General features: G+C 52.2%; 17 protein-coding genes and 1 other annotated feature. Of the genes, 10 read left to right on the plus strand and 7 right to left on the minus strand.

What is annotated here, in order from left to right; all coding sequences use genetic code 11:
- Window positions 1-50: 50 nt before the first annotated feature.
- Together rsmS and priC are read right to left on the minus strand one after the other, a co-directional pair.
- Window positions 51-224 carry a pleiotropic regulatory protein RsmS gene (gene rsmS / locus CKQ54_RS08945; RefSeq protein WP_015690305.1) on the minus strand — a complete coding sequence of 58 codons (174 nt, stop codon included), beginning with the start codon at window positions 222-224 and terminating at the stop codon, window positions 51-53.
- 95 nt (window positions 225-319) lie between these two features.
- Window positions 320-856, minus strand: coding sequence for a primosomal replication protein PriC (priC, locus tag CKQ54_RS08950; protein WP_112287533.1), 537 nt, complete (start codon window positions 854-856; stop codon window positions 320-322).
- Window positions 857-977: 121 nt separating this feature from the next.
- Between priC and CKQ54_RS08955 the strand changes: the two genes are divergently transcribed.
- Both CKQ54_RS08955 and apt read left to right on the plus strand, forming a co-directional pair.
- Window positions 978-1,346, plus strand: coding sequence for a DUF454 family protein (locus CKQ54_RS08955; protein ID WP_113876128.1), 369 nt, complete (start codon window positions 978-980; stop codon window positions 1,344-1,346).
- A 184-nt stretch (window positions 1,347-1,530) separates the two neighbouring features.
- A complete protein-coding gene (gene apt / locus CKQ54_RS08960) occupies window positions 1,531-2,082 on the plus strand; it encodes an adenine phosphoribosyltransferase (protein ID WP_112287535.1) in 552 nt (183 codons plus the stop codon).
- 64 nt (window positions 2,083-2,146) lie between these two features.
- On the opposite strand, the gene CKQ54_RS08965 is transcribed toward apt, so the two are convergent.
- Window positions 2,147-4,213 carry an alpha-amylase gene (locus tag CKQ54_RS08965; RefSeq protein WP_120160770.1) on the minus strand — a complete coding sequence of 689 codons (2,067 nt, stop codon included), beginning with the start codon at window positions 4,211-4,213 and terminating at the stop codon, window positions 2,147-2,149.
- Between the two features lie 321 nt (window positions 4,214-4,534).
- On the opposite strand from CKQ54_RS08965, the gene dnaX reads away from it, so the two are divergent.
- The 4 genes from dnaX (at window position 4,535) to htpG (ending at window position 9,493) form a co-directional block, all read left to right on the plus strand.
- Window positions 4,535-6,484: a DNA polymerase III subunit gamma/tau gene (dnaX, locus tag CKQ54_RS08975; RefSeq protein ID WP_120160767.1), complete on the plus strand. Its 1,950-nt coding sequence runs from the start codon at window positions 4,535-4,537 to the stop codon at window positions 6,482-6,484.
- Window positions 5,820-5,884, plus strand: a sequence feature (DnaX frameshifting element). (Overlaps the previous gene by 65 nt.)
- 41 nt (window positions 6,485-6,525) lie before the next feature.
- Window positions 6,526-6,855, plus strand: a complete 330-nt coding sequence (locus CKQ54_RS08980; RefSeq protein WP_112287539.1) for a YbaB/EbfC family nucleoid-associated protein — start codon at window positions 6,526-6,528, stop codon at window positions 6,853-6,855.
- Window positions 6,855-7,460 (plus strand): recombination mediator RecR, encoded by a 606-nt coding sequence (recR, locus tag CKQ54_RS08985; RefSeq protein ID WP_112287540.1) that lies wholly within the window; start codon window positions 6,855-6,857, stop codon window positions 7,458-7,460. Before CKQ54_RS08980 ends, recR begins: the two co-directional genes overlap by 1 nt.
- A gap of 167 nt (window positions 7,461-7,627) precedes the next feature.
- Complete coding sequence (gene htpG / locus CKQ54_RS08990) at window positions 7,628-9,493, plus strand: molecular chaperone HtpG (protein ID WP_165353166.1); 1,866 nt, start codon at window positions 7,628-7,630, stop codon at window positions 9,491-9,493.
- Between the two features lie 46 nt (window positions 9,494-9,539).
- Here the strand turns inward: htpG and CKQ54_RS08995 are convergent, their stop codons facing one another.
- Window positions 9,540-10,409 (minus strand): LysR substrate-binding domain-containing protein, encoded by an 870-nt coding sequence (locus tag CKQ54_RS08995; protein WP_120160765.1) that lies wholly within the window; start codon window positions 10,407-10,409, stop codon window positions 9,540-9,542.
- 105 nt (window positions 10,410-10,514) lie between these two features.
- Between CKQ54_RS08995 and CKQ54_RS09000 the strand changes: the two genes are divergently transcribed.
- From CKQ54_RS09000 to CKQ54_RS09015, 4 genes are all read left to right on the plus strand, one after another.
- A complete protein-coding gene (locus CKQ54_RS09000) occupies window positions 10,515-11,411 on the plus strand; it encodes a DMT family transporter (RefSeq protein WP_120160763.1) in 897 nt (298 codons plus the stop codon).
- Window positions 11,412-11,514: 103 nt separating this feature from the next.
- Window positions 11,515-12,159, plus strand: a complete 645-nt coding sequence (adk, locus tag CKQ54_RS09005) for an adenylate kinase (RefSeq protein ID WP_112287544.1) — start codon at window positions 11,515-11,517, stop codon at window positions 12,157-12,159.
- 359 nt (window positions 12,160-12,518) lie between these two features.
- Window positions 12,519-13,481 carry a ferrochelatase gene (hemH, locus tag CKQ54_RS09010; protein ID WP_120160761.1) on the plus strand — a complete coding sequence of 321 codons (963 nt, stop codon included), beginning with the start codon at window positions 12,519-12,521 and terminating at the stop codon, window positions 13,479-13,481.
- 38 nt (window positions 13,482-13,519) lie between these two features.
- The gene (locus CKQ54_RS09015) at window positions 13,520-14,839 is read left to right on the plus strand and encodes an inosine/guanosine kinase (protein WP_120160759.1); all 1,320 of its coding nucleotides are present in this window, start codon (window positions 13,520-13,522) and stop codon (window positions 14,837-14,839) included.
- 38 nt (window positions 14,840-14,877) lie between these two features.
- Here the strand turns inward: CKQ54_RS09015 and CKQ54_RS09020 are convergent, their stop codons facing one another.
- The 3 genes from CKQ54_RS09020 to ybaL all read right to left on the minus strand — a co-directional run bounded on the left by CKQ54_RS09020 (window position 14,878) and on the right by ybaL (window position 20,056).
- A complete protein-coding gene (locus CKQ54_RS09020; protein ID WP_120160757.1) occupies window positions 14,878-16,806 on the minus strand; it encodes a metallophosphoesterase family protein in 1,929 nt (642 codons plus the stop codon).
- A 166-nt stretch (window positions 16,807-16,972) separates the two neighbouring features.
- Window positions 16,973-18,217, minus strand: coding sequence for a sensor domain-containing diguanylate cyclase (locus CKQ54_RS09025; RefSeq protein WP_120160755.1), 1,245 nt, complete (start codon window positions 18,215-18,217; stop codon window positions 16,973-16,975).
- A 147-nt stretch (window positions 18,218-18,364) separates the two neighbouring features.
- Window positions 18,365-20,056, minus strand: coding sequence for a YbaL family putative K(+) efflux transporter (gene ybaL, locus CKQ54_RS09030; RefSeq protein WP_112287548.1), 1,692 nt, complete (start codon window positions 20,054-20,056; stop codon window positions 18,365-18,367).
- Window positions 20,057-20,186 lie beyond the last annotated feature (130 nt).

The raw sequence follows: 20,186 nt of genomic DNA on the forward strand, positions 1-20,186 counted from the left end.
GCAATTCAGGGGAATGCGAAAGGTTCCCCTGATACAGTCAGCCGGACGGCTTAAAGGTAACTAATAGACAGCGTGCTTTTGCTGTTTTTCAGCTTCTCCTGATAATCGCGTTGTACGATTTCCAGTGCTGCGAGAGCGGTTTCCGGTGCAATTTCGTTGCACTCAAGCAGGTAAATCAGATCAACAGCAAGCTGAAGTTCGGGAGGCGCATTTTCTACGGACATATTGGCCAACATTATTATTAGCAGGTTTTGGACTTACCATTATAGATAAGAAAATGGCGGGTCTGAACGCCGGATTAAAAAAATGTGATAAAGATTCAAAAACCTTTTTCCTGCCGCTCGATTTGCCTCTCAATTTTGGCCAGCGCCTGACGACAGCGCATTAAACGTCCTTCCAGCGCAGCCAGTTCCTTTTGCACGCGTTGCTGATCGCTGAACGTGGCGAGTTGTCCGAGCGTGGTTTCCCGATCCTCAATCATCGCAATCAGACGACGCTCGAACTGCTGAGTTTCCGCGAGTTTGGTATAATTATCATGACTTTTTCGCTCGGGCGTCTGGTGCGTTTTACGCAGTGTTTGCGTGGCGAGTTCACGCTGCATGGCGGTGATTTGTGCCACCAGTCGCTCGGCAATAAACGCCACCTGCGCGGAACGTTTCTCAACCACTTCCTGATTGAGTTGCTGTAAATTCATCTTAATTTCTGCCAGATAATCGCGCAGACGGGTGCCTTTGGTTGAGAAAAGGGCGATATCAAACCGGGCCTGCGAAGCGGAAACATGGCCGATGGGTTCGATTTCCCGCGCCAGAGTTTCTATTTGCTGATCAAGGACATGTAAAATTCGTTCAGTGCTCACAGGTTATCTCCATTAATGACACTCATAGCTTACCTGCAACCGGCGGTTATGACACCTTCGTTGCACTTGTATAAACTGGGGGCTTAATTTCTGGCAATTTGTGCGAATCAAAAGGAACTGCATGAAGCGCATATTACTGATTATGGTCGGCTGGCTGTGTGTGGTACTGGCAACGCTGGGCGTTGTGCTGCCGCTGTTGCCCACCACGCCGTTTTTACTGCTGGCCGCCTGGTGTTTTGCCCGTTCGTCTCCACGCTTTCATCACTGGCTGCTGCACCGTTCCTGGTTTGGCAGCTATTTACGTCACTGGCAGGCGCATCGCGCGCTGCCGAAAGGGGCGAAGCCAAAAGCCGTTGCGCTGATTGTGACGACATTCGCGATTTCGATCTATTTTGTGCCGTTATTGTGGGTGCGTATTTTATTGGTTTGCATGATGTTTGCGTTACTGATCATGATGTGGCGATTACCAGTGGTTGACCTTGAGCAATAAAACAGGCGATCATGTCCGGCTGCGGGTTGCTTTTTAAAGCAGCTTTGCATAGATTTGGGCATCTCGTACGTCGGTGCGCTCCCAATTTCCTTCCTTGAACGACATGCTTTAAAAGGGCATGACGGGGGACATTTGACCGCCCGCGTTTAAGTATGAACAGCAGCTTTATCAGGCAATTAACATTATGACCGCTACCGCACAGCAGCTACAGTTTATTAAAGACAGTATCAAGACCATCCCTGACTATCCGAAGCCAGGCATACTGTTCCGTGACGTCACCAGCTTGCTGGAAGACCCAAAAGCTTACGCTGCAAGCATTCAGTTACTGGCCGATCGTTACCGCGATGCCGGCGTCACCAAAGTGGTGGGCACCGAAGCACGTGGTTTCCTGTTTGGCGCGCCGGTTGCGCTGGCTTTGGGCGTGGGTTTTGTTCCCGTGCGTAAACCGGGCAAATTACCGCGTGAAACCATCAGCGAAACTTACGATCTGGAATACGGCACTGACAGTCTTGAAATCCACACGGATGCCATTCTGCCGGGTGAGAAGATCCTGGTGATTGACGACTTGCTGGCAACGGGTGGCACCATTGAAGCTACCGCGAAACTGATCCGCCGTCTGGGTGGGGAAGTGACGGATGCTGCATTCATCATCAATCTGCCGGAACTGGGCGGTGAAAAACGCCTGAACGATGCCAATATCACCTGCTACAGCCTGGTGTGTTTCGACGGGCACTGATTTAAATTCTGCAGTGTGATGTAAAAAGGCCTCGCCGTTAACGCGAGGCCTTTTGCTTTCTGCACTATTCTTTCCCGCTTTCTCCCGTCCAGACTACCATCACCTTATCGTCACCATGCTGACGGCTGAAGGCGTAATATTCTGCTGTCTGCTGTGATTTCTGCACACCTGCACCGACCGCCGGATGTTGTTCCCGGAATTTCCCCAGTTTTTGCCAGTGCTTCAGCAACGCCTGTTTTGCACCGTTCAGCTCATTCCAGTTCATGTCTGATCGCGTTCCCTGTAAAGGATCTGAACCCGTCGGGCCGAACTGACGTCCGCTTTCGTCGCCGTAATAGATTTGAACCGCGCCCGGTGCCAGCAGTAATAAATCCGCCGCGCGTTGTTGCAGGGGAACTGACCCTTTGGCATCGTCAGTGAAAAATAACCGGGTATCGTGTGATGAGAGATAACTCAGCACATTGAAATCCTGCATTTTCTCCGCCATCTGCTGATAGGTGGCATCGATATTTGCAAAACAATTCAGCGCCGCCGCTGCCTGATCCTGAAAATCAAAGTTGATCATCGCGTCGAAGCCATTATCGTAATAATCACTTTTCATTACGCCGTGACCCCAGGCTTCACCGGTCATCCAGAACGGCGCGTCATCCAGCGCCTGTGAAGGATTGGCGGCTTTCCACTGTTTCAGTGCTTCGGCAGAACGCGCTTTCAGCAACGCCAGCGTCGGTTTTTCCACGTGTTTGGCGGTATCGACGCGGAAACCGTCAATGCCGTAATCGCGAACCCACTGACTGAGCCACGTCACCAGATAATCGCGGGGCGTAGCGCCGGGGATTTCGCGGGCGGCGGTATCAGGTTTATGACGATAGAAAACAGGCAGGCCGCTGGCTTGTGTGGATCCGGTTTTGATATCCGGCAGGAACGCCAGCGACATGGTCAGATCGTCATAACCGGGCGAGTCATAATCGCCAATATCGGTGCGGATCCATTTTTTGCCCCACCAGGTGCTCCAGCCGTCTTTGTCGCTGAAATTGATGTAATCATTAAAACTGTGCCAGTTCTGGCCGGGGCCAGGTTTCCAGTCGGTCCATTTTTTGCCCAGCGTCTTTTCGATTTCATCGCCTTTGAGATACAGCGAGCCAAAATGGAACGTTTGCATATCCGCCAGCGTGGCGTAACCGGTGTGATTGACCACCACGTCAAAGAGAATGCGGATCCCGCGTCTGTGCGCCTCGCTGACCAGCTTTTGTAAATCTTCGCCGGTGCCCATATTGGCATCGAGTTTTGTCCAGTCGAGCGTGTAATAGCCATGATATGCATAATGCGGGAAATCGCCTTTGGTGCCGCCACCGACCCAGCCGTGGATCTGCTCCAGCGGCGAACTGATCCACAATGCGTTCACGCCCAGTTGTTGCAGATAATCCAGTTTGCTGGTCAGTCCGGCCAGATCGCCACCATGGAAAGTGCCGATTTCCTGCATTCCGTCACTGTGACGGCCATAGCTGTGATCGTTATCCGGATTGCCGTTTTCGAATCTGTCGGTCAGCACGAAATAGACGGTGGCGTTTTGCCAGCTGAACGTGGCGGGAGTTTTACGCGTCGCAGATTCCAGCAATAGCAGGCCGCCGCTGGCCGGATCGGGCGTCATCGTGATGTGGCCATTAGCGACCACTGCACTCTGGCCGGAATAAAAATCACGCACTGTTTCGCCATCGCTGAAGGTACCGGATACCTCCACGGTCAGCGGTTTGCCATCCTGGCGCGGACAGGTTTTTGTCACGGCAGCGACGGTTTCCTGCGCCGTTTTCAGGCTCAGCTGAAGCGTGGGCGTGCCGCTGCGGGTATCAATGCGTACCTGATAATCGCCCGTGCGAAACTGTTTCCAGTTTACCGGCGGATGACTTTCACAGGGTTGCAGCGACAGCATCTCATTAAGCTTTACCGCGCCCGAAGGTTGCCAGCACTGATTATCCTGATGTAATTCCAGTGTGCGCTGTCCTTTGGATAACGTGGCATCGCTGGTGAATATTCCGCTGACCGGCTCAGCAAACGCAGGAAAACCTTCCAGCGCCCAGCTGGCCTGTGCGGCGGGGGAAACGAGCAGTAATAAAGGCAATGTCAGGTATTTCATGGCTCTCCTTACACGGGGCAGGAAGCATTATCAGAACAGAGGTGAATTCAGTGTAATCAGTGTGCAAAATTTGCCCTCATCCCCTTGTGCGAATTGTCAGGAGGAGGACGACGGTGGAGAAACTGCGGCGCGGTACGCAAAAAGTAAAGTAATAGGAATGATGGCGACCCTGCTGGTACACTAAGAAGTGGCAGTCTGGCGCGTGCATCATTATGCTTAGCCTTTAGTCGCCGGTTCGCCGACCCGCGCAGAAAATCGGGTTAAACGATGTTTTTTCGTGTATCGTCAAATTATTCATTATAAATCAACGATGAAGTGTTAATGAGCTATCAGGTTCTTGCCCGTAAGTGGCGCCCCCAAACTTTTGCCGACGTCGTCGGACAGGAACATGTGCTGACCGCACTGGCCAATGGCCTGTCGCTCGGGCGCATCCACCACGCTTACCTGTTTTCCGGAACCCGTGGCGTCGGGAAAACCACCATCGCCCGTCTGCTGGCAAAAGGACTTAACTGCGAAACCGGGATTACCTCCACGCCTTGTGGCGTGTGCGATAACTGCCGTGAAATCGAGCAGGGTCGTTTTGTCGATCTGATTGAAATCGATGCCGCTTCCCGTACTAAAGTCGAAGATACCCGCGAACTGCTCGATAACGTGCAATACGCACCGGCGCGTGGTCGTTTCAAAGTTTACCTGATTGACGAAGTGCACATGCTCTCGCGTCACAGCTTCAATGCGCTGTTGAAAACGCTGGAAGAGCCGCCTTCGCACGTCAAATTCCTGCTGGCGACAACCGATCCGCAAAAATTACCCGTCACCATTTTGTCGCGTTGTTTGCAGTTCCATCTGAAAGCGCTGGACGCTGAACAGATCCGCAAACAGCTTGAACACGTATTAACGCAGGAAACCATCACCACTGAACCGCGTGCGTTACAGCTGCTTTCTCGTGCTGCCGACGGCAGTATGCGCGATGCGCTGAGCCTGACCGATCAGGCAATCGCCATGGGGCAGGGCGCCGTCACTACCGAAACCGTGGCGCAAATGCTCGGTACGCTGGACGACGAACAACCGCTGGCGATGCTGGAAGCGCTGGTCAGCGCCGATGGCGGTCAGATGATGGCCCAGGTTGAACAAGCCGCGTCACGTGGCGTGGACTGGGAAAACCTGCTGGTGGAAACACTGGCGCTGCTGCACCGCATTGCGATGGTTCAGCTGTTGCCGTCCGTGCTCGATAACCATTACGCGGCTATCGAACAACGTCTGCGCGAACTGGCGCGTGTTATTCCGCCGGCTGACGTTCAGCTTTATTACCAGACCTTACTGATTGGCCGCAAAGAGCTGGCGTATGCGCCGGACAAACGCATGGGCGTTGAAATGACCCTGTTGCGTGCGCTGGCCTTCCATCCAAAAGTAATTATTGCTGAACCTGCTCCGCAGCCGGTCGCAGTTCCGGCGGCTGTAGCGCCACAGCCATCGCGTCCTGCTGTAGCGCAGCCGCAGCAGTCGCCGCAACAAAACTACAATGCGCCGCCGCCACAGGGCAATGCCGAACCGGCCGCGATGCCGGATTCCACCGCGCAACTTCTACAGGCGCGAACACAATTGCTCAGGCAGGGGAGTACCACCCCAAAAAAAGCTGAGCCGGCAGCGCCAGGAAAAGCGCGGCCGGCAACCTCAGCACTGGAGCGCCTCGCTTCGGTGACTGAACGTGCGCAGACTCTGGCGGTGAAGAAAGAACCTGCCGCGCCGGTAAAAGAAGAGGCTTATCGCTGGAAAGCGACGATGGAACCGGAAGTCGCACCGGAACCGGTAGCGACACCGAAAGCGCTGCGCACCGCGCTGGAATATGAAAAATCGCCTGAACTGGCTTCCCGTCTGGCGGAAGAAGCGATTGAACGCGACGAATGGGCGGCTGAAATCAGCCGGATGACCATTCCGAAACTGGTGCAGCAACTGGCGCTGAATGCGTATCGCGAGCAGCCGGAGCCGGGTAAAATTTGCCTGCACCTGCGTTCCTCGCAAAAGCACCTGAATTCGCCGTCCGCGCAGAAAGTGCTGACGGATGCCTTATCGGCATTGCATCAGACGCCGGTTGAACTGACCGTGCTGGAAGATGATAATCTGGCGGTGAAGACGCCGCTGGAATGGCGACAGGCCATTTATGAAGAAAAACTGGCGCAGGCGCGTCAGTCTATTATTGCGGATAACAACATTCAGACGCTGCGCCGTTTCTTCGACGCGGAGCTGGATGAAGAAAGTATCCGCCCAATTTAAACGCCGCGATTGTGACGCGGCCATTGCTGAGAGAGAAGACTATGTTTGGAAAAGGCGGCATTGGTAACCTGATGAAACAGGCCCAGCAAATGCAGGAAAAAATGCAACAGGCTCAGGCGGAAATCGCTCAGCTGGAAGTGACCGGTGAGTCAGGCGCTGGCCTGGTGAAAATCACCATCAACGGTGCGCACAACGTGCGTCGCGTTGAAATCGATCCAAGCCTGCTGGAAGACGATAAAGACATGCTGGAAGATCTGATCGCTGCGGCGTTCAACGATGCAGCACGTCGTATCGAAGAAACTCAGAAAGAAAAAATGGCAGCCGTGTCTGGCGGCATGCAGTTGCCACCAGGCTTTAAGATGCCGTTCTGATGCAAACCAGCCCTCTCCTTGAATCTTTAATGGAGGCGTTGCGTTGCCTGCCGGGCGTTGGCCCGAAGTCCGCGCAACGTATGGCATTCCAGCTGCTGCAACGTGATCGCAGCGGCGGAATGCGGCTGGCGCAGTCTTTAACACGTGCTATGTCTGAGATCGGCCACTGTGCCGATTGCCGTACCTTTACCGAACAGGAAATCTGCACCATTTGCGCCAATCCACGGCGTAAAGAAAACGGTCAGATTTGCGTGGTTGAAAGTCCGGCGGACATCCATGCGATAGAACAAACCGGTCAGTTTTCTGGTCGCTATTTTGTGCTGATGGGGCACCTGTCACCCCTTGATGGCATCGGGCCTGACGACATTGGTTTGGGCCGTCTGGAAGAGCGTCTGGAGAGTGAAAACATCCAGGAAGTGATTCTGGCGACCAACCCGACGGTAGAAGGCGAAGCGACCGCCAACTATATCGCTGAAATGTGCGGCCAGTTTGGCGTGCTGGCGAGCCGTATCGCGCACGGTGTGCCGGTCGGTGGCGAACTGGATATGGTCGATGGCACCACGCTGTCACATTCCCTCGCCGGGCGTAACCCCTTCCGGTTCTGACTGTTATACGGGCGCAGCCTTCTGCGCCTCGTATTATTCTGCTATCCCTCTGCATTTCTTCTTAAAAATTTCCTCCTGCGCTTGAAAAGCCTGACATATAACCCCACTTATTCCTCAACGTCTGATTTGGTCAATAACAGTATCTGGATTGAGGTAATTTGATGAGTATGAAAGGACAAGAGACACGTGGCTTCCAGTCTGAAGTAAAACAACTGCTTCATCTGATGATCCATTCTCTGTATTCAAACAAAGAAATTTTCCTGCGCGAGCTGATCTCCAACGCCTCGGATGCAGCCGACAAACTGCGTTTCCGCGCACTGTCCGCACCTGAGCTTTATGAAGGTGATGGCGAGCTGCACGTCCGTCTGTCGTTTGATAAAGAAAAACGCACCCTGACACTGAGCGATAACGGCATCGGTATGAGCCGTGATGAAGTGATCGACAACCTCGGGACTATCGCCAAATCCGGCACCAAAGCGTTCCTGCAATCCGTGGGTTCCGAGCAGGCGAAAGACAGCCAGCTGATTGGTCAGTTCGGTGTCGGTTTCTATTCTGCATTCATCGTGGCGGATAAAGTCACCGTGCGCACCCGCGCAGCCGGTGCCAGCGCTGACGAAGGGGTATTCTGGGAATCTGCCGGTGAAGGTGAGTACACCCTGGCGGACATCGAGAAAGCAGATCGCGGCACTGAAATCACCCTGCATCTGCGTGAAGATCAGGACGAATTCCTGGATGACTGGCGCGTTCGTTCCATCATCAGCAAATACTCTGATCACATTGCGCTGCCGGTTGAAGTCGAAACCCGCAACGAAGAAGACGGCACCGTAACCTGGGAACAAATCAACAAGGCGCAAGCCCTGTGGACCCGCGGTAAAGCCGAAGTAACCGACGAAGAATATAAAGAATTCTACAAACACATTTCTCATGATTTCAGCGATCCGCTCAGCTGGAGCCATAACCGCGTTGAAGGTAAGCAGGAATACACCAGCCTGCTGTATATCCCTTCACAGGCACCGTGGGATATGTGGAACCGCGATCACAAACACGGCCTGAAACTCTATGTTCAGCGCGTGTTTATCATGGATGAAGCCGAGCAGTTCATGCCGAACTACCTGCGTTTTGTTCGTGGTCTGATAGATTCCAACGATCTGCCTCTGAACGTGTCACGTGAGATCCTTCAGGACAGCCGCATTACCCAGAACCTGCGCAGTGCGCTGACCAAACGTGTTCTGCAAATGCTGGAAAAACTGGCGAAAGACGACAACGAAAAATATCTGCAATTCTGGAAACAGTTTGGTCTGGTATTGAAAGAAGGTCCTGCAGAAGACGGCGCAAACAAAGAAGCGATCGCCAAACTGCTGCGTTTCGCCAGCACCCGCAACGACAGCAGCGAGCAGACTTTGTCGCTGGAAGAGTATGTGGCGAACATGGTGGAAGGTCAGGACAAGATTTATTACATCACTGCTGACAGCTATGCCGCGGCGAAGAGCAGCCCGCATCTGGAACTGTTCCGCAAAAAAGGCATTGAAGTTCTGCTGTTGTCTGACCGCATCGACGAATGGATGATGAGCTATCTGACTGAGTTTGATGGCAAAGTCTTCCAGTCCGTCAGCAAGGCCGACGATACACTGGACAAACTGGCTGACGAAAGCGAAGAGCAGAAAGAAGCTGAAAAAGCGCTGGAGCCGTTCGTTGAGCGCGTGAAAACGTTGCTGGGGGACCGTGTGAAAGAAGTGCGTCTGACGCACCGTCTGACCGATACACCAGCCATCGTTACCACCGGTGCCGACGAAATGACCACGCAGATGGCAAAACTCTTTGCCGCTGCCGGTCAGGAAGCGCCGGAAGTGAAATACATCTTTGAGCTGAACCCGGAACACGCGCTGGTGAAACGTGCTTCTGATGTGGCTGATGAAGACCAGTTCAGCGAGTGGATTGAGCTGTTGCTGGATCAGGCGCTGTTCGCAGAACGCGGCACGCTGGAAGATCCAAACCTGTTCATCCGCCGTATGAACACGCTGTTACAGGCGTAATCGCCGGGCGTAAAACGAAAGGGTGTCGTGAAAGCGACACCCTTTTTTATTGCCTCGCTTCTTCCCGGATCCATTCCCTGAAAGCACGGATCTCCGGCTCGTCACGGCGCTGAGAACTCACCAGCACGGTCGTAGCGCGATCCACTTCGCAAAAGCCCGCCGGCGCAATCAGAGAACCTTCCTCCAGCTCTTTCTCCACCAGCATTTTCGGTGCGATACATATCCCCAGCCCGTTTTTCGCTGCCTGGATTGCCAGTATCAGATTATCGAAATGTTTACCGGTACTGACATCGCCCCGCGCACCCGTCGCCTTTGCCCATTCCTGCCAGGCATTGATCTTCGTATCTGCGTGCAGTAAGGGCAGGGCGCCGAAATCCGGCGGCGGCATCAGGCCATGGCACAAGCCAGGCGCACAAACCGGCCCGATAAAATCAGAGGCAATGTGCATAGCGTCAGTGTCTGGGTTTTCAATGTGCGGACCGCTTTTTATCAGTACATCGGCACGCTGGTTTTCCAGTTGTCCGGGCGGGGTCTGCGTCTGAAAAGAAAGCGTTATCTGCGGATAAAGTTGTGAAAACCGGCTGATGCGCGGCAGCAGCCACTGCGCCAGAAAGCTGGGCGAGCAGGCAATGATAAGATGCTGTTCGCTGCCATTTCGGATCTCGTGACAGGTTTTTGCTATCTCATCAAATACCCGATCGCAGCAGGTTTTCAGTTTAATTCCGTCAGCGGTGAGAAACACGCGGCCAGCTGTGCGATTAAATAACACCGTCCCCAGCCAGCCTTCGAGATTTTTCATCTGATGGCTGACCGCGCTGTGTGTCACGTTCAGGGATTCCGCCGCTGTACTGAAGCTTTCAAACTGCGCTGCCTGTTTAAAATAATGCAGGGCACGCAGCGAAGGGAGATCATTCATTTTAAACCTTGTGAGTTTTTTTCATCTACTGTGTCTGTTTATATCATTTTTTTTGCCGCTGAAAGCGCATTAACCTTGTCGCATGTTGAATCACAGGAGGTAAAAATGCGTCAGTCTTCGCCGGTAAACGGCACTTTTACGGGTACTCTTATCGGCATTCTCGGCGGGGTGATCCTCAGTACCGATTCCGTTTTTATCCGCCTGATGTCGGTCGAAGACTCATGGCTGATCGTGGTACTGCGCGGTCTGTTTATGTGGGCACTGGTGGCGATGTTGTACCTGTTCTGGCCGGCTTCGCGTTCCACGCTGGGCGTACCGTGGATCACCCGTAAAAATGCGCTGTCTACGCTGTTCTTCTGTATTGCGTCAGCGTGTTTCGTCAATGCGCTCAACCGCGGCAGCATCGCCACGGTGCTGGTGATCATCTCTTCCACACCGTTTGTGTCGGCATTGATTTCGTGGATTTTCTTCCGCGTTCGCATTGATAAACCGCTGATGCTGGCGGCACTGGCCGGAATGTCGGGCGTCGCCGTGGTGATGAGCGGACGCAGCACGGGCCACGACCCTTTCGCCAACTATTTTGCACTGGCCACGGCGGTGTCGATGGCGCTGGCGTTTATCTTCGCGTCGAAAGTCGAAAGCGGCACCGTCGGGCTGCCTTCACTGGGCGGTATCCTGGCCTCTTTTTGTGTAGTGATTTTTTCCGGTGGCAGCGTTTTGCATGGTTTACCCGCCTTAGCCGGTGAACAATGGCTATGGATAGCACTTGAAGGCGGGGTAATTATGCCGCTGGCGATGGGGCTGATTACGATGTCGACACGGCTGGTTTCTCCGGTCAATGCGGGGCTGTTTTTGCTGCTGGAAACCGCACTGGCACCGCTTTGGATCTCACTGTTTTTAAATGAGGATCCTGCGCCGACGGCGGTTGCCGGTGGTGTGATCATCGTGCTGGCGGTGGTGTCGCAAACCTGGTGGGTAAAACGCCGGATAGCGCAGGCTTAACCCCAATTTCAGCGGGGGGTGTTCCTTGAGCAAAAGTGCTCAGAATGGTATGGTTGACCGGTTTTCGTGATTCATAATAATTACATGCAAGGGGATTTACGCAATGCGTATCATTCTGCTGGGCGCTCCGGGCGCAGGTAAGGGTACTCAGGCTCAATTCATCATGGAGAAATTTGGTATTCCTCAGATTTCTACCGGTGATATGTTGCGCGCCGCTGTGAAGGCCGGAAGTGAGCTCGGCAAGAAAGCAAAAGAGATTATGGATGCCGGTAAACTGGTGACCGATGAACTGGTTATCGCACTGGTGAAAGAACGTATTCAGCAGGAAGATTGCCGTAACGGTTTCCTGTTAGACGGTTTCCCACGCACCATTCCGCAGGCTGATGCCATGAAAGACGCGGGCATCAAAGTGGATTACGTGCTGGAATTTGATGTGCCTGATGAACTGATCGTTGATCGCATCGTTGGCCGTCGCGTACACCCGGGCTCTGGCCGCGTGTACCACATCCAATACAATCCGCCAAAAGTGGAAGGTAAAGACGATGTGACTGGCGAAGAACTGATCACCCGTAAAGATGATCAGGAAGAAACCGTGCGTAAACGTCTGGTGGAATACCATGAGCTGACTGAGCCGCTGGTATCTTACTACAGCAAAGAAGCAGAAGCGGGTAACACTCAATACGTCAAAATTGACGGCACACAGCAGGTTTCTGCTGTGCGTGACGAACTGGCTGCAATCCTGAGCTAATCGTCTGCACTGCGCGCTACCACGGGGTGACTTCGGTCGCCCCGTTTGTTTTTTTAGGGTCTCCATTTCCAATACCCAAAATAATTCGAGCTGCAGGAAGGCGGCAAGCGAGCGAGTCTCGATGAGCTTACTGAAGTAAGTGATTCGGGTGAGTGAACGCAGCCAACGCATCTGCCGCGTGAAGTATGAAGGGTATTAATAACAATTCGCATTGATAGCTTATGCCGTTGTTCCCATCGTCTTTGTTTTCGTTACAATGACCTGCGCCTCTTTTCAGCATTGCAAATTGCAGCACCAAAAAACGGCGGCGCCCATCATTTTTCACACGGCTTCAATGCCTTCAATTTAGGATATTCAGCATGACGCAGACTAAATTCGGTGTTCTCCTGGTCAATCTTGGAACACCGGAAGCACCGACTCCGCAGGCCGTTAAAAAATATCTGGCTGAGTTTTTGAGTGATATCCGCGTCGTGGATACGCCCCGTCTGCTGTGGTGGCCGATCCTGAATTTGGTGATCCTGCCGCTGCGTTCCCCGCGCGTGTCCAAACTGTATAAAGCGGTCTGGATGGAAGAAGGCTCGCCGCTGATGGTGTACAGCCGCCGTCAGCAGAAAGCGCTGGCAGAACGTCTGCCGGGCACGCCGGTTGAACTGGCGATGAGCTACGGCAAACCGGGCATGAAAGAACCTATTGAAAAACTGCTGGCGCAGGGCGTGACTAAAATGGTGGTACTGCCGCTGTATCCGCAATACTCCTGCTCAACCAGCGCCGCGGTTTTTGACGGTGTGGCGCGCGTGCTGAAATCTCAGCGTCGCCTGCCTTCAATGAGCTTTATCCGTGACTACGCCACTCATCCGGCCTATATTTCTGCGCTCAAAGCCAGCATCGAACGTTCCTTTGCTCAGCATGGCGAACCGGATCGTCTGGTGCTCTCCTTCCACGGTATTCCTAAACGTTTTGTCGCTGAAGGCGATGATTATGAACAGCGCTGCCGCGATACCGTGCAGGCGCTGACCGACGCACTGCAACTGCCGTCGGGCAAAATAATGCTGACCTTCCAGTCGCGCTTTGGTCGCGAACCGTGGCTGACCCCGTACACGGATGAAACACTGAAAGGCCTTCCGGCTCAGGGAGTTAAGCATATTCAGATCATGTGCCCTGGCTTTGCGGCAGACTGTCTGGAGACGCTGGAAGAGATCAAAGGCGAGAACCGTGAGATTTTTATTCATGCAGGCGGCGAGCGCTTCGAATATATTGACGCCTTAAACGACCAGCCGGAGCATATCGATCTGCTGCAACAACTGGTCACTCAGCACTTCTGAATGAAGCCTGAGCTTTTTGAATTTCCCGAGAATAATGAATGAAATTTCCTGGTAAACGTAAGTCTAAACACTATTTTCCGGTCAGCGCGCGTGACCCTTTATTGCGTGATTCCATGCTGCAGGCCATGCAGCCGGAATCTGAAGCCGGGGCCTCGTACATCGTCGGCATCGACCAGACAATGGTCGATATTGAAGCGCGCGTGGATGAAAATTTTGTGGCCCGTTACGGCCTGACGCCGGGTGAATCCAATATTCTTGACGATGATATGTCCGAAGCGCTGTATCAGGAACTGATGAGCCACGCGCTTATCAGCCATCAGTTTGCCGGTGGCACCGTCGGTAACACGCTGCATAACTATTCCGTGCTGGCTGATGACCGTTCGGTACTGCTGGGCGTGATGTGTAACAACGTCAAAATCGGTGATTACGCTTACCGCTATTTGTGTAACACCTCAAGCCGTGTGGATCTTAACTTTCTGCAAGGCGTGGACGGCGCAATTGGCCGCTGTTTCACGCTGATCAGCGACACCGGCGAGCGCACCTTTGCTATCAGTCCGGGCAAAATGAATGAACTGCATGCCTGCAGCGTGCCGGAAGATGTGATTGCCGGCGCGTCCGCGCTGCTGCTCACCTCGTACCTGCTGCGCAGCAAGCCGGGCGAACCGATGCCAGAAGCCACCATGCAGGCCATTGAATACGCTAAAAAATACCATGTGCCGGTAGTGTTAACGCTGGGGACGCAATACGTCATCGCGGAAGATCCGCAGGCATGGCGCGATTTCATCCGCGATAACGTGTCGATTCTGGCGATGAACGAAGACGAAGGGTTTGCGCTGACCGGCATGAAAGATCCGCTGATGGCGGCGGATAAAGCGCTGGACTGGGTGGATCTGGTGTTGTGTACCGCCGGACCGAACGGTCTGTTTATGGCGAGTTATACCGAGGACGAATTCAAACGCACGACTCAGCATCCGTTGCTGCCGGGCGCGATTGCTGAATTTAATCAGTATGAATTCAGCCGGGCGATGCGTCGTGAATGTTGTCAGGTTCCGCTGAAGATTTATTCCCACATTGCGCCGTATATGGGCGGACCGGAAAAAATCATGAATACCAATGGGGCGGGGGATGGCGCGCTGTCTGCGCTGCTGCATGACATTGCCGCGAACGGTTTCCACCGCACTTCAGTGCCGAATTCCAGCAAACATACCCGCGAGTATCTGACGTACTCCTCACTGGCGCAGGTGTGTAAATACGCCAACCGCGTGAGTTATCAGGTGCTGAACCAGCATTCACCGCGCCTGACGCGAGGATTGCCGGAGCGTGAAGACAGTCTGGAAGAGAGTTACTGGGAACGTTAAATAAACAAGGCGGGGATTTTCATCCCCGCCTATAGTTTTTATCCGCAATAGGCCCAATGCAAGTTTTTAGGCAGTGTTCCCCAGCTTTTAATACAGACATTTTTATAATCGTTCAGACTGACGTTATAAAGTGACCGACCGGTTTTTGTTTTCCCAATAACCTGAACATTTTTAGCCCCACGTGGCACTTCGACAGTGACGGTGTTGCCTAATGCCAGACGATGATCAATGGTTGCATTTGATCCGTCTTCCCGGACGTATTTAACTTTATAAACGCCAATATAACCGCCACCGTTTTTCAGTGTAACCCTGAAAGAATTTTCCTTAATGGTCTTATCTACTGCGGAAAGTTTAAGTGGGATAGTGGCTTCTAACTTTTTCGTTTTCAGGTTGTTATCTGAAACCTCATAAATGGACAATTCTCTTTTGAGGTTATTAACTTCAACCAATAAAAAAGTTTCTTTGAACGTCGCACCACTGTTGGCGTAATAATCGCCTACAGACATTTCATGAGTATGGCCGTTGAAAATAGCTGTAATATCATAATCGCTATTTTTTGCCGTCATCTTTTGCAGGCGTGAATTCGCTGCACCCATATTTTTAATATGCGAAAGTAATATAATAGCCTTACCTTGTTTACGGGCGTCAGCGAGTTGTTGTTCCAGCCAGTCTACAGAAGGGGTGACTTTTACTGTATATTTGCGGGCGTCTTTCATACTAAATCCGCTAAATTGCTTGGTGTATTCGGCGTAGTTGTTCAGTTGGAGAAAACGAATGCCTGACATATCAAAGCTATAGGAGAAACTCCCAGTATAGTTCGTCGAAAGAGAAGGGAATGAATAACCTGAAATTACGTTGTAATCGATCGCATTAATATTTTTACGCGATTTAAGATTGTTGGTCAGCTCACGGATACTGCGTACGGCACAGTTATTGGTGAAACAATCATCGACATTATTTTCATAGTCATGATTGCCTAACCCATACCAATAATCATGGTTAAGCGTTCCCAGGGCTTTTTTCATTTCTGTCCACTGCCAGTCATGACCAAAATCTGTGATATCACCGTTAATGATGGTGCCCTTAAAGGCATCACCATAAGTACTTTTCAGACTGTTGAGCACTTGGTACTGATTGTAGATAGCCGGTTTTGCCTGCTCTTTTTGGTCAACACCGTCGGGTGTGCGAGCATATTGCGGATCAGAGGTAATTGCGTAATATTCAATTGAATGGACAATTTTCCACCATTTATTGTCCTTGTTGTTTTCCGGATAATACCACTTGTTACGGCTTGGATTACCATCTTGTTTTGCTTCAAAAAAGTGGAGTCCATCTGACCAGTTTGCGGAATAGATTTCGCCTTTGGTTCCTGTTTCACCCCAGCCTTTAGGAGAACCGAGTGAACCATAGGATACTGTACTATCTCCCTGCTCGTTTTTTATTTTTTCCAGCGTTCTGGTTTTAAAAGTACCAAGAGATAATTCCACATCTTGTACTGTGTCTGAGCTGATCGTATAGTCTATTTTACGCTCTTCGCCATTAACTTTATAATTCACTTCACCGGACGTAAAGGCGAAGTCACCGTTGGTAGTGATAACCGGTTGTTCATTAGTGGATGATGCAGAATACAAGGTGTTTAAATTATCAGACATTACTGCGTGAGTATTTTTGTCTGGGTCTACACTGTCCTCAGGTGATTCTGTATGTCCCTGACCATGGGCATCTGAATTATATGTTCTTCCATCTATAATTGATGCGGGAACATTCGTGCCAGGCGATATCGAATCCGAAGATATCGATCCTGCAGGTATCGACCCTGCAGATATCGACCCCGCAGATTCCGAACCTGAATCCATGAACGTAATACCCGGCGCGGTATAAGTAGAGGCAGCATAGGAGGTTGCAGAGATAATTGATAAAATTGCCAGGGTTAATGTTTTTTTTGTTTTTTTCTTAGATATATTCATGTTTATATTTTCCGTCAATATCCATATTAAAGAGGCTGGATGATAACGGATGATTTTCTTAAGTATATGGAATTAACTATTAAAATTTATTAACATTAATTCCGTGAATAACATCAGCAAGGCTATGTGTTGACGATAATTAATTATTGCCAATTCTGAACTCAAACTATCCCATCTGAACCTGATTCCTTCCAGATGTCTTTGCGCGATATAACGCGTCATCCACACGTTTAAACAGTCTGGTGAAGTCTTCTCCGGTTTCGTACTGCACCACACCGACGCTCACTGTCATCGAAGGTAAATCAGGATGCTTATACTCTTCAACGGCTAAGCGGAGCGTCTCAGCGACGTGTAATGCGCCTTCCAGACCGGTCAGCGGCAGCAAAATCAGAAACTCCTCGCCACCCCAGCGGAATACGGTATCGCTTTCGCGGATCCCCGTTTCCAGCGTTCTCGCCAGCATCACCAGTGCATCATCGCCTTTGTTATGCCCGTGCTGATCGTTAATTGCTTTGAAATGATCGGCATCGACCAGCATCAGACTGAAATTGTGCGTGCGTTGCGGATTTTGCGTCCGCGCGTTTTCTACCAGTTGCATAAACTGGCGGCGGTTGCCCAGTCCGGTCAGCGGATCACGGAGTGCGGCGTGTTCCAGCTCCTGCTCAAGGCGCTTTTGCTCGGTAATATCGTGAATGATGCACAGCATCAGACGCACGCCATCCACGTCCACCGGGCCGGCGTAAGTCTGCACATGGCGCAGATTACCGTCCGCCAGTTTGTGCACAAAGGTCAGCGGTTTATGTCCGCCGGGCAGACGGGCGATTTCATGCATCACCGGCAGCACGTCCTGGCCCATCGCATTGATTTCCCAGGTGTGTCTCATGCACATTTCGTCGCGTGTATAGCCATAGAATCGTGTCGCCGCCAGATTCGCATCGACAATCTGCCCGTTATTAGCAGGGTCAATCAGCAGCATTGGCGCCGTATTAGTCTGGAAAAATCGCTCATAGAAACCGCTCTGATCACGGCGGTAAGGTCGGGCTTCGCTCAGGAACGAACCGGGTGCCGGAACGTTGGCCGCGGAGGTGTGCGTTCCTTCGAACACGATGACCGGTTCCTGCAAGCCCAATTGTGCCAGAGAAAGACGGCAGCTCAGGGGAAAGGCGCGGCCTTCTTTGTGGATGGTCCAGATTTCAATGACCTGATCGCCTTTTTGCAGATGAGGCAGATAGGACTCGAGGGATTGCAAAGACTGGACCGAAAACTGACCGTTGCGCAGGGGGCCCAGCAAACTGTTACCCGCAAGTTTTCGGGCCGCCGTATTAGCGAAAATAATTTGCTGGTTATGTACTGAGACAACCCAGACCGGCGTGCTCAAAATGTTCAATGTTTCCAGATGGGATAGCAACATCGCAGTACCGGTCAATTTTTGACATAAAAAGAGAATACCGCGAAATGATCTGATTAGGTGTTTTTTATGTCGCGAAAGTTAAAGGGAATTTTTTGCGGGAAGGGGGGCAGGCGCAGCAAAAGTACTGCGCCCGGCGTTAGGAACAAATCAGATCGGGCAAAACGGCCTTTTTTCGTCTTCGGTCATGGCATCTATCTGCAACATATCGACCATGCTGTTGGCAATTTCACGTTCGCCCATCACTACGCGATTTGCACCACGTTCCAGGATGTAAGTCACTTCGTCATCATAATGCGCGCGGGCGATAATCTCGATATTAGGCCGTTTGGCACGCGCAGAGGCGACGATTTCTCCGGCTTCGTAACCATTCGGAATGGTCACCAGCAGCCAGCGGGCGCAGTCGAGACGCGCCAGATCCATCACTTCCTGATTGGCAGCATTGCCCAGCACCGTGCTGATGCCCTGATCGCGCAGCGCTTCGACACGCGGACGCGAATTTTCAATCACCACCAGCGGAATTCCGGCGGCCTGAAGTTTCTCACCGAGCAGGCTGCCGACACGTCCATAACCGACCAGCAGTGCGTGATTGCATAAATCGAACGGGATTTGCTTCTCGTCTTCAACGGCTTCTTCAACGCTCTGGTCTTCGATGGTTTCTGTTTTCGCCAGATATTTTTCCAGCAGCGTGAACAGCAGCGGGTTAAACATAATCGACAGAATGGCCCCCGCCAGTACCAGATTGCGGCCATGTTCAGACAGCAAACCCAGTGAAATCCCAAGGCCTGCGAGAATAAAGGCGAATTCACCAATCTGCGCCAGACTGACGGAAATCGTCAGTGCGGTGCGTTTGGAATGCCCGAACATTTTCACCAGCAGGAACGCGGCGATGGATTTACCGAACACGATGATCGCCAGCGTGGCAATCACGGTCAGCGGTTCACGCACCAGAATCATCGGGTCGAATAACATGCCAACCGAGACGAAAAACAGTACCGCAAACGCATCGCGCAGCGGTAACGTGTCGTGCGCTGCACGCTGGCTGAGTTCGGATTCATTGAGCACCATACCGGCGAAGAACGCACCCAGCGCGAACGACACATCAAAGAATTCGACGGCGCCGTACGCGATGCCCAGCGCCAGCGCCAGAACAGACAGCGTAAACAGTTCGCGTGAACCGGTACTGGCGGTTTTGGCGAGGATCCATGGCACCACGCGGCGGCCGACCACCATCATCAGCACCATGAACGCAATCACTTTACCAATGGTCACCGCCAGTCCGGTCAGCAGTTCGACCGGGCTTGAGTGATGGCTTTCCAGCATGCCGCTGAACGCAGGCAGCAGAACCAGCGTCAGCACCATCACCAGATCTTCAACAATCAGCCAGCCGATGGCGATTTGCCCGCGCTGGCTATCAATCAGTTGCCGTTCTTCCAGAGCACGCAACAGCACCACGGTACTGGCGGTGGACAAACACAGCCCGAACACCAACCCGGTCGCCAGATCCCAGCCCATCAGACTTGATAACCCCATCCCAAGCAGCGTCGCTACCGCGATTTGCGCTACAGCGCCGGGAATGGCTATCGACTTTACGGCGAGGAGATCTTTCAGGGAAAAATGCAGACCGACCCCAAACATCAGCAGAATGACGCCGATTTCAGCCAGTTCCGGGGCCAGTGAGGTGTCTGCAACGAAGCCCGGTGTAAAAGGGCCGGCCAGCACGCCAGCGGCGAGATAGCCAACCAGAGGAGAAATTCGCAGGCGGTTGGCAAGCATTCCTAACAGGAAAGCCAGGACCAGACCGCCAACGATGGTAGTGATGAGAGGCGTAGAATGATGCATTCAGACTCCTTCTGGTTATGCATAAAGCAAATATGTTGCTGATTGTTTCTAAGTTTATGGTAAAAATCGTTTTCGCGTTGGGGAATTTTGGCCTTTTTTATTAAAAATCATCAGCAGACGATAAAAAAAA

The sequence above is a fragment of the Rahnella variigena genome (assembly GCF_003610915.1).
Lineage (GTDB): Bacteria > Pseudomonadota > Gammaproteobacteria > Enterobacterales > Enterobacteriaceae > Rahnella > Rahnella variigena.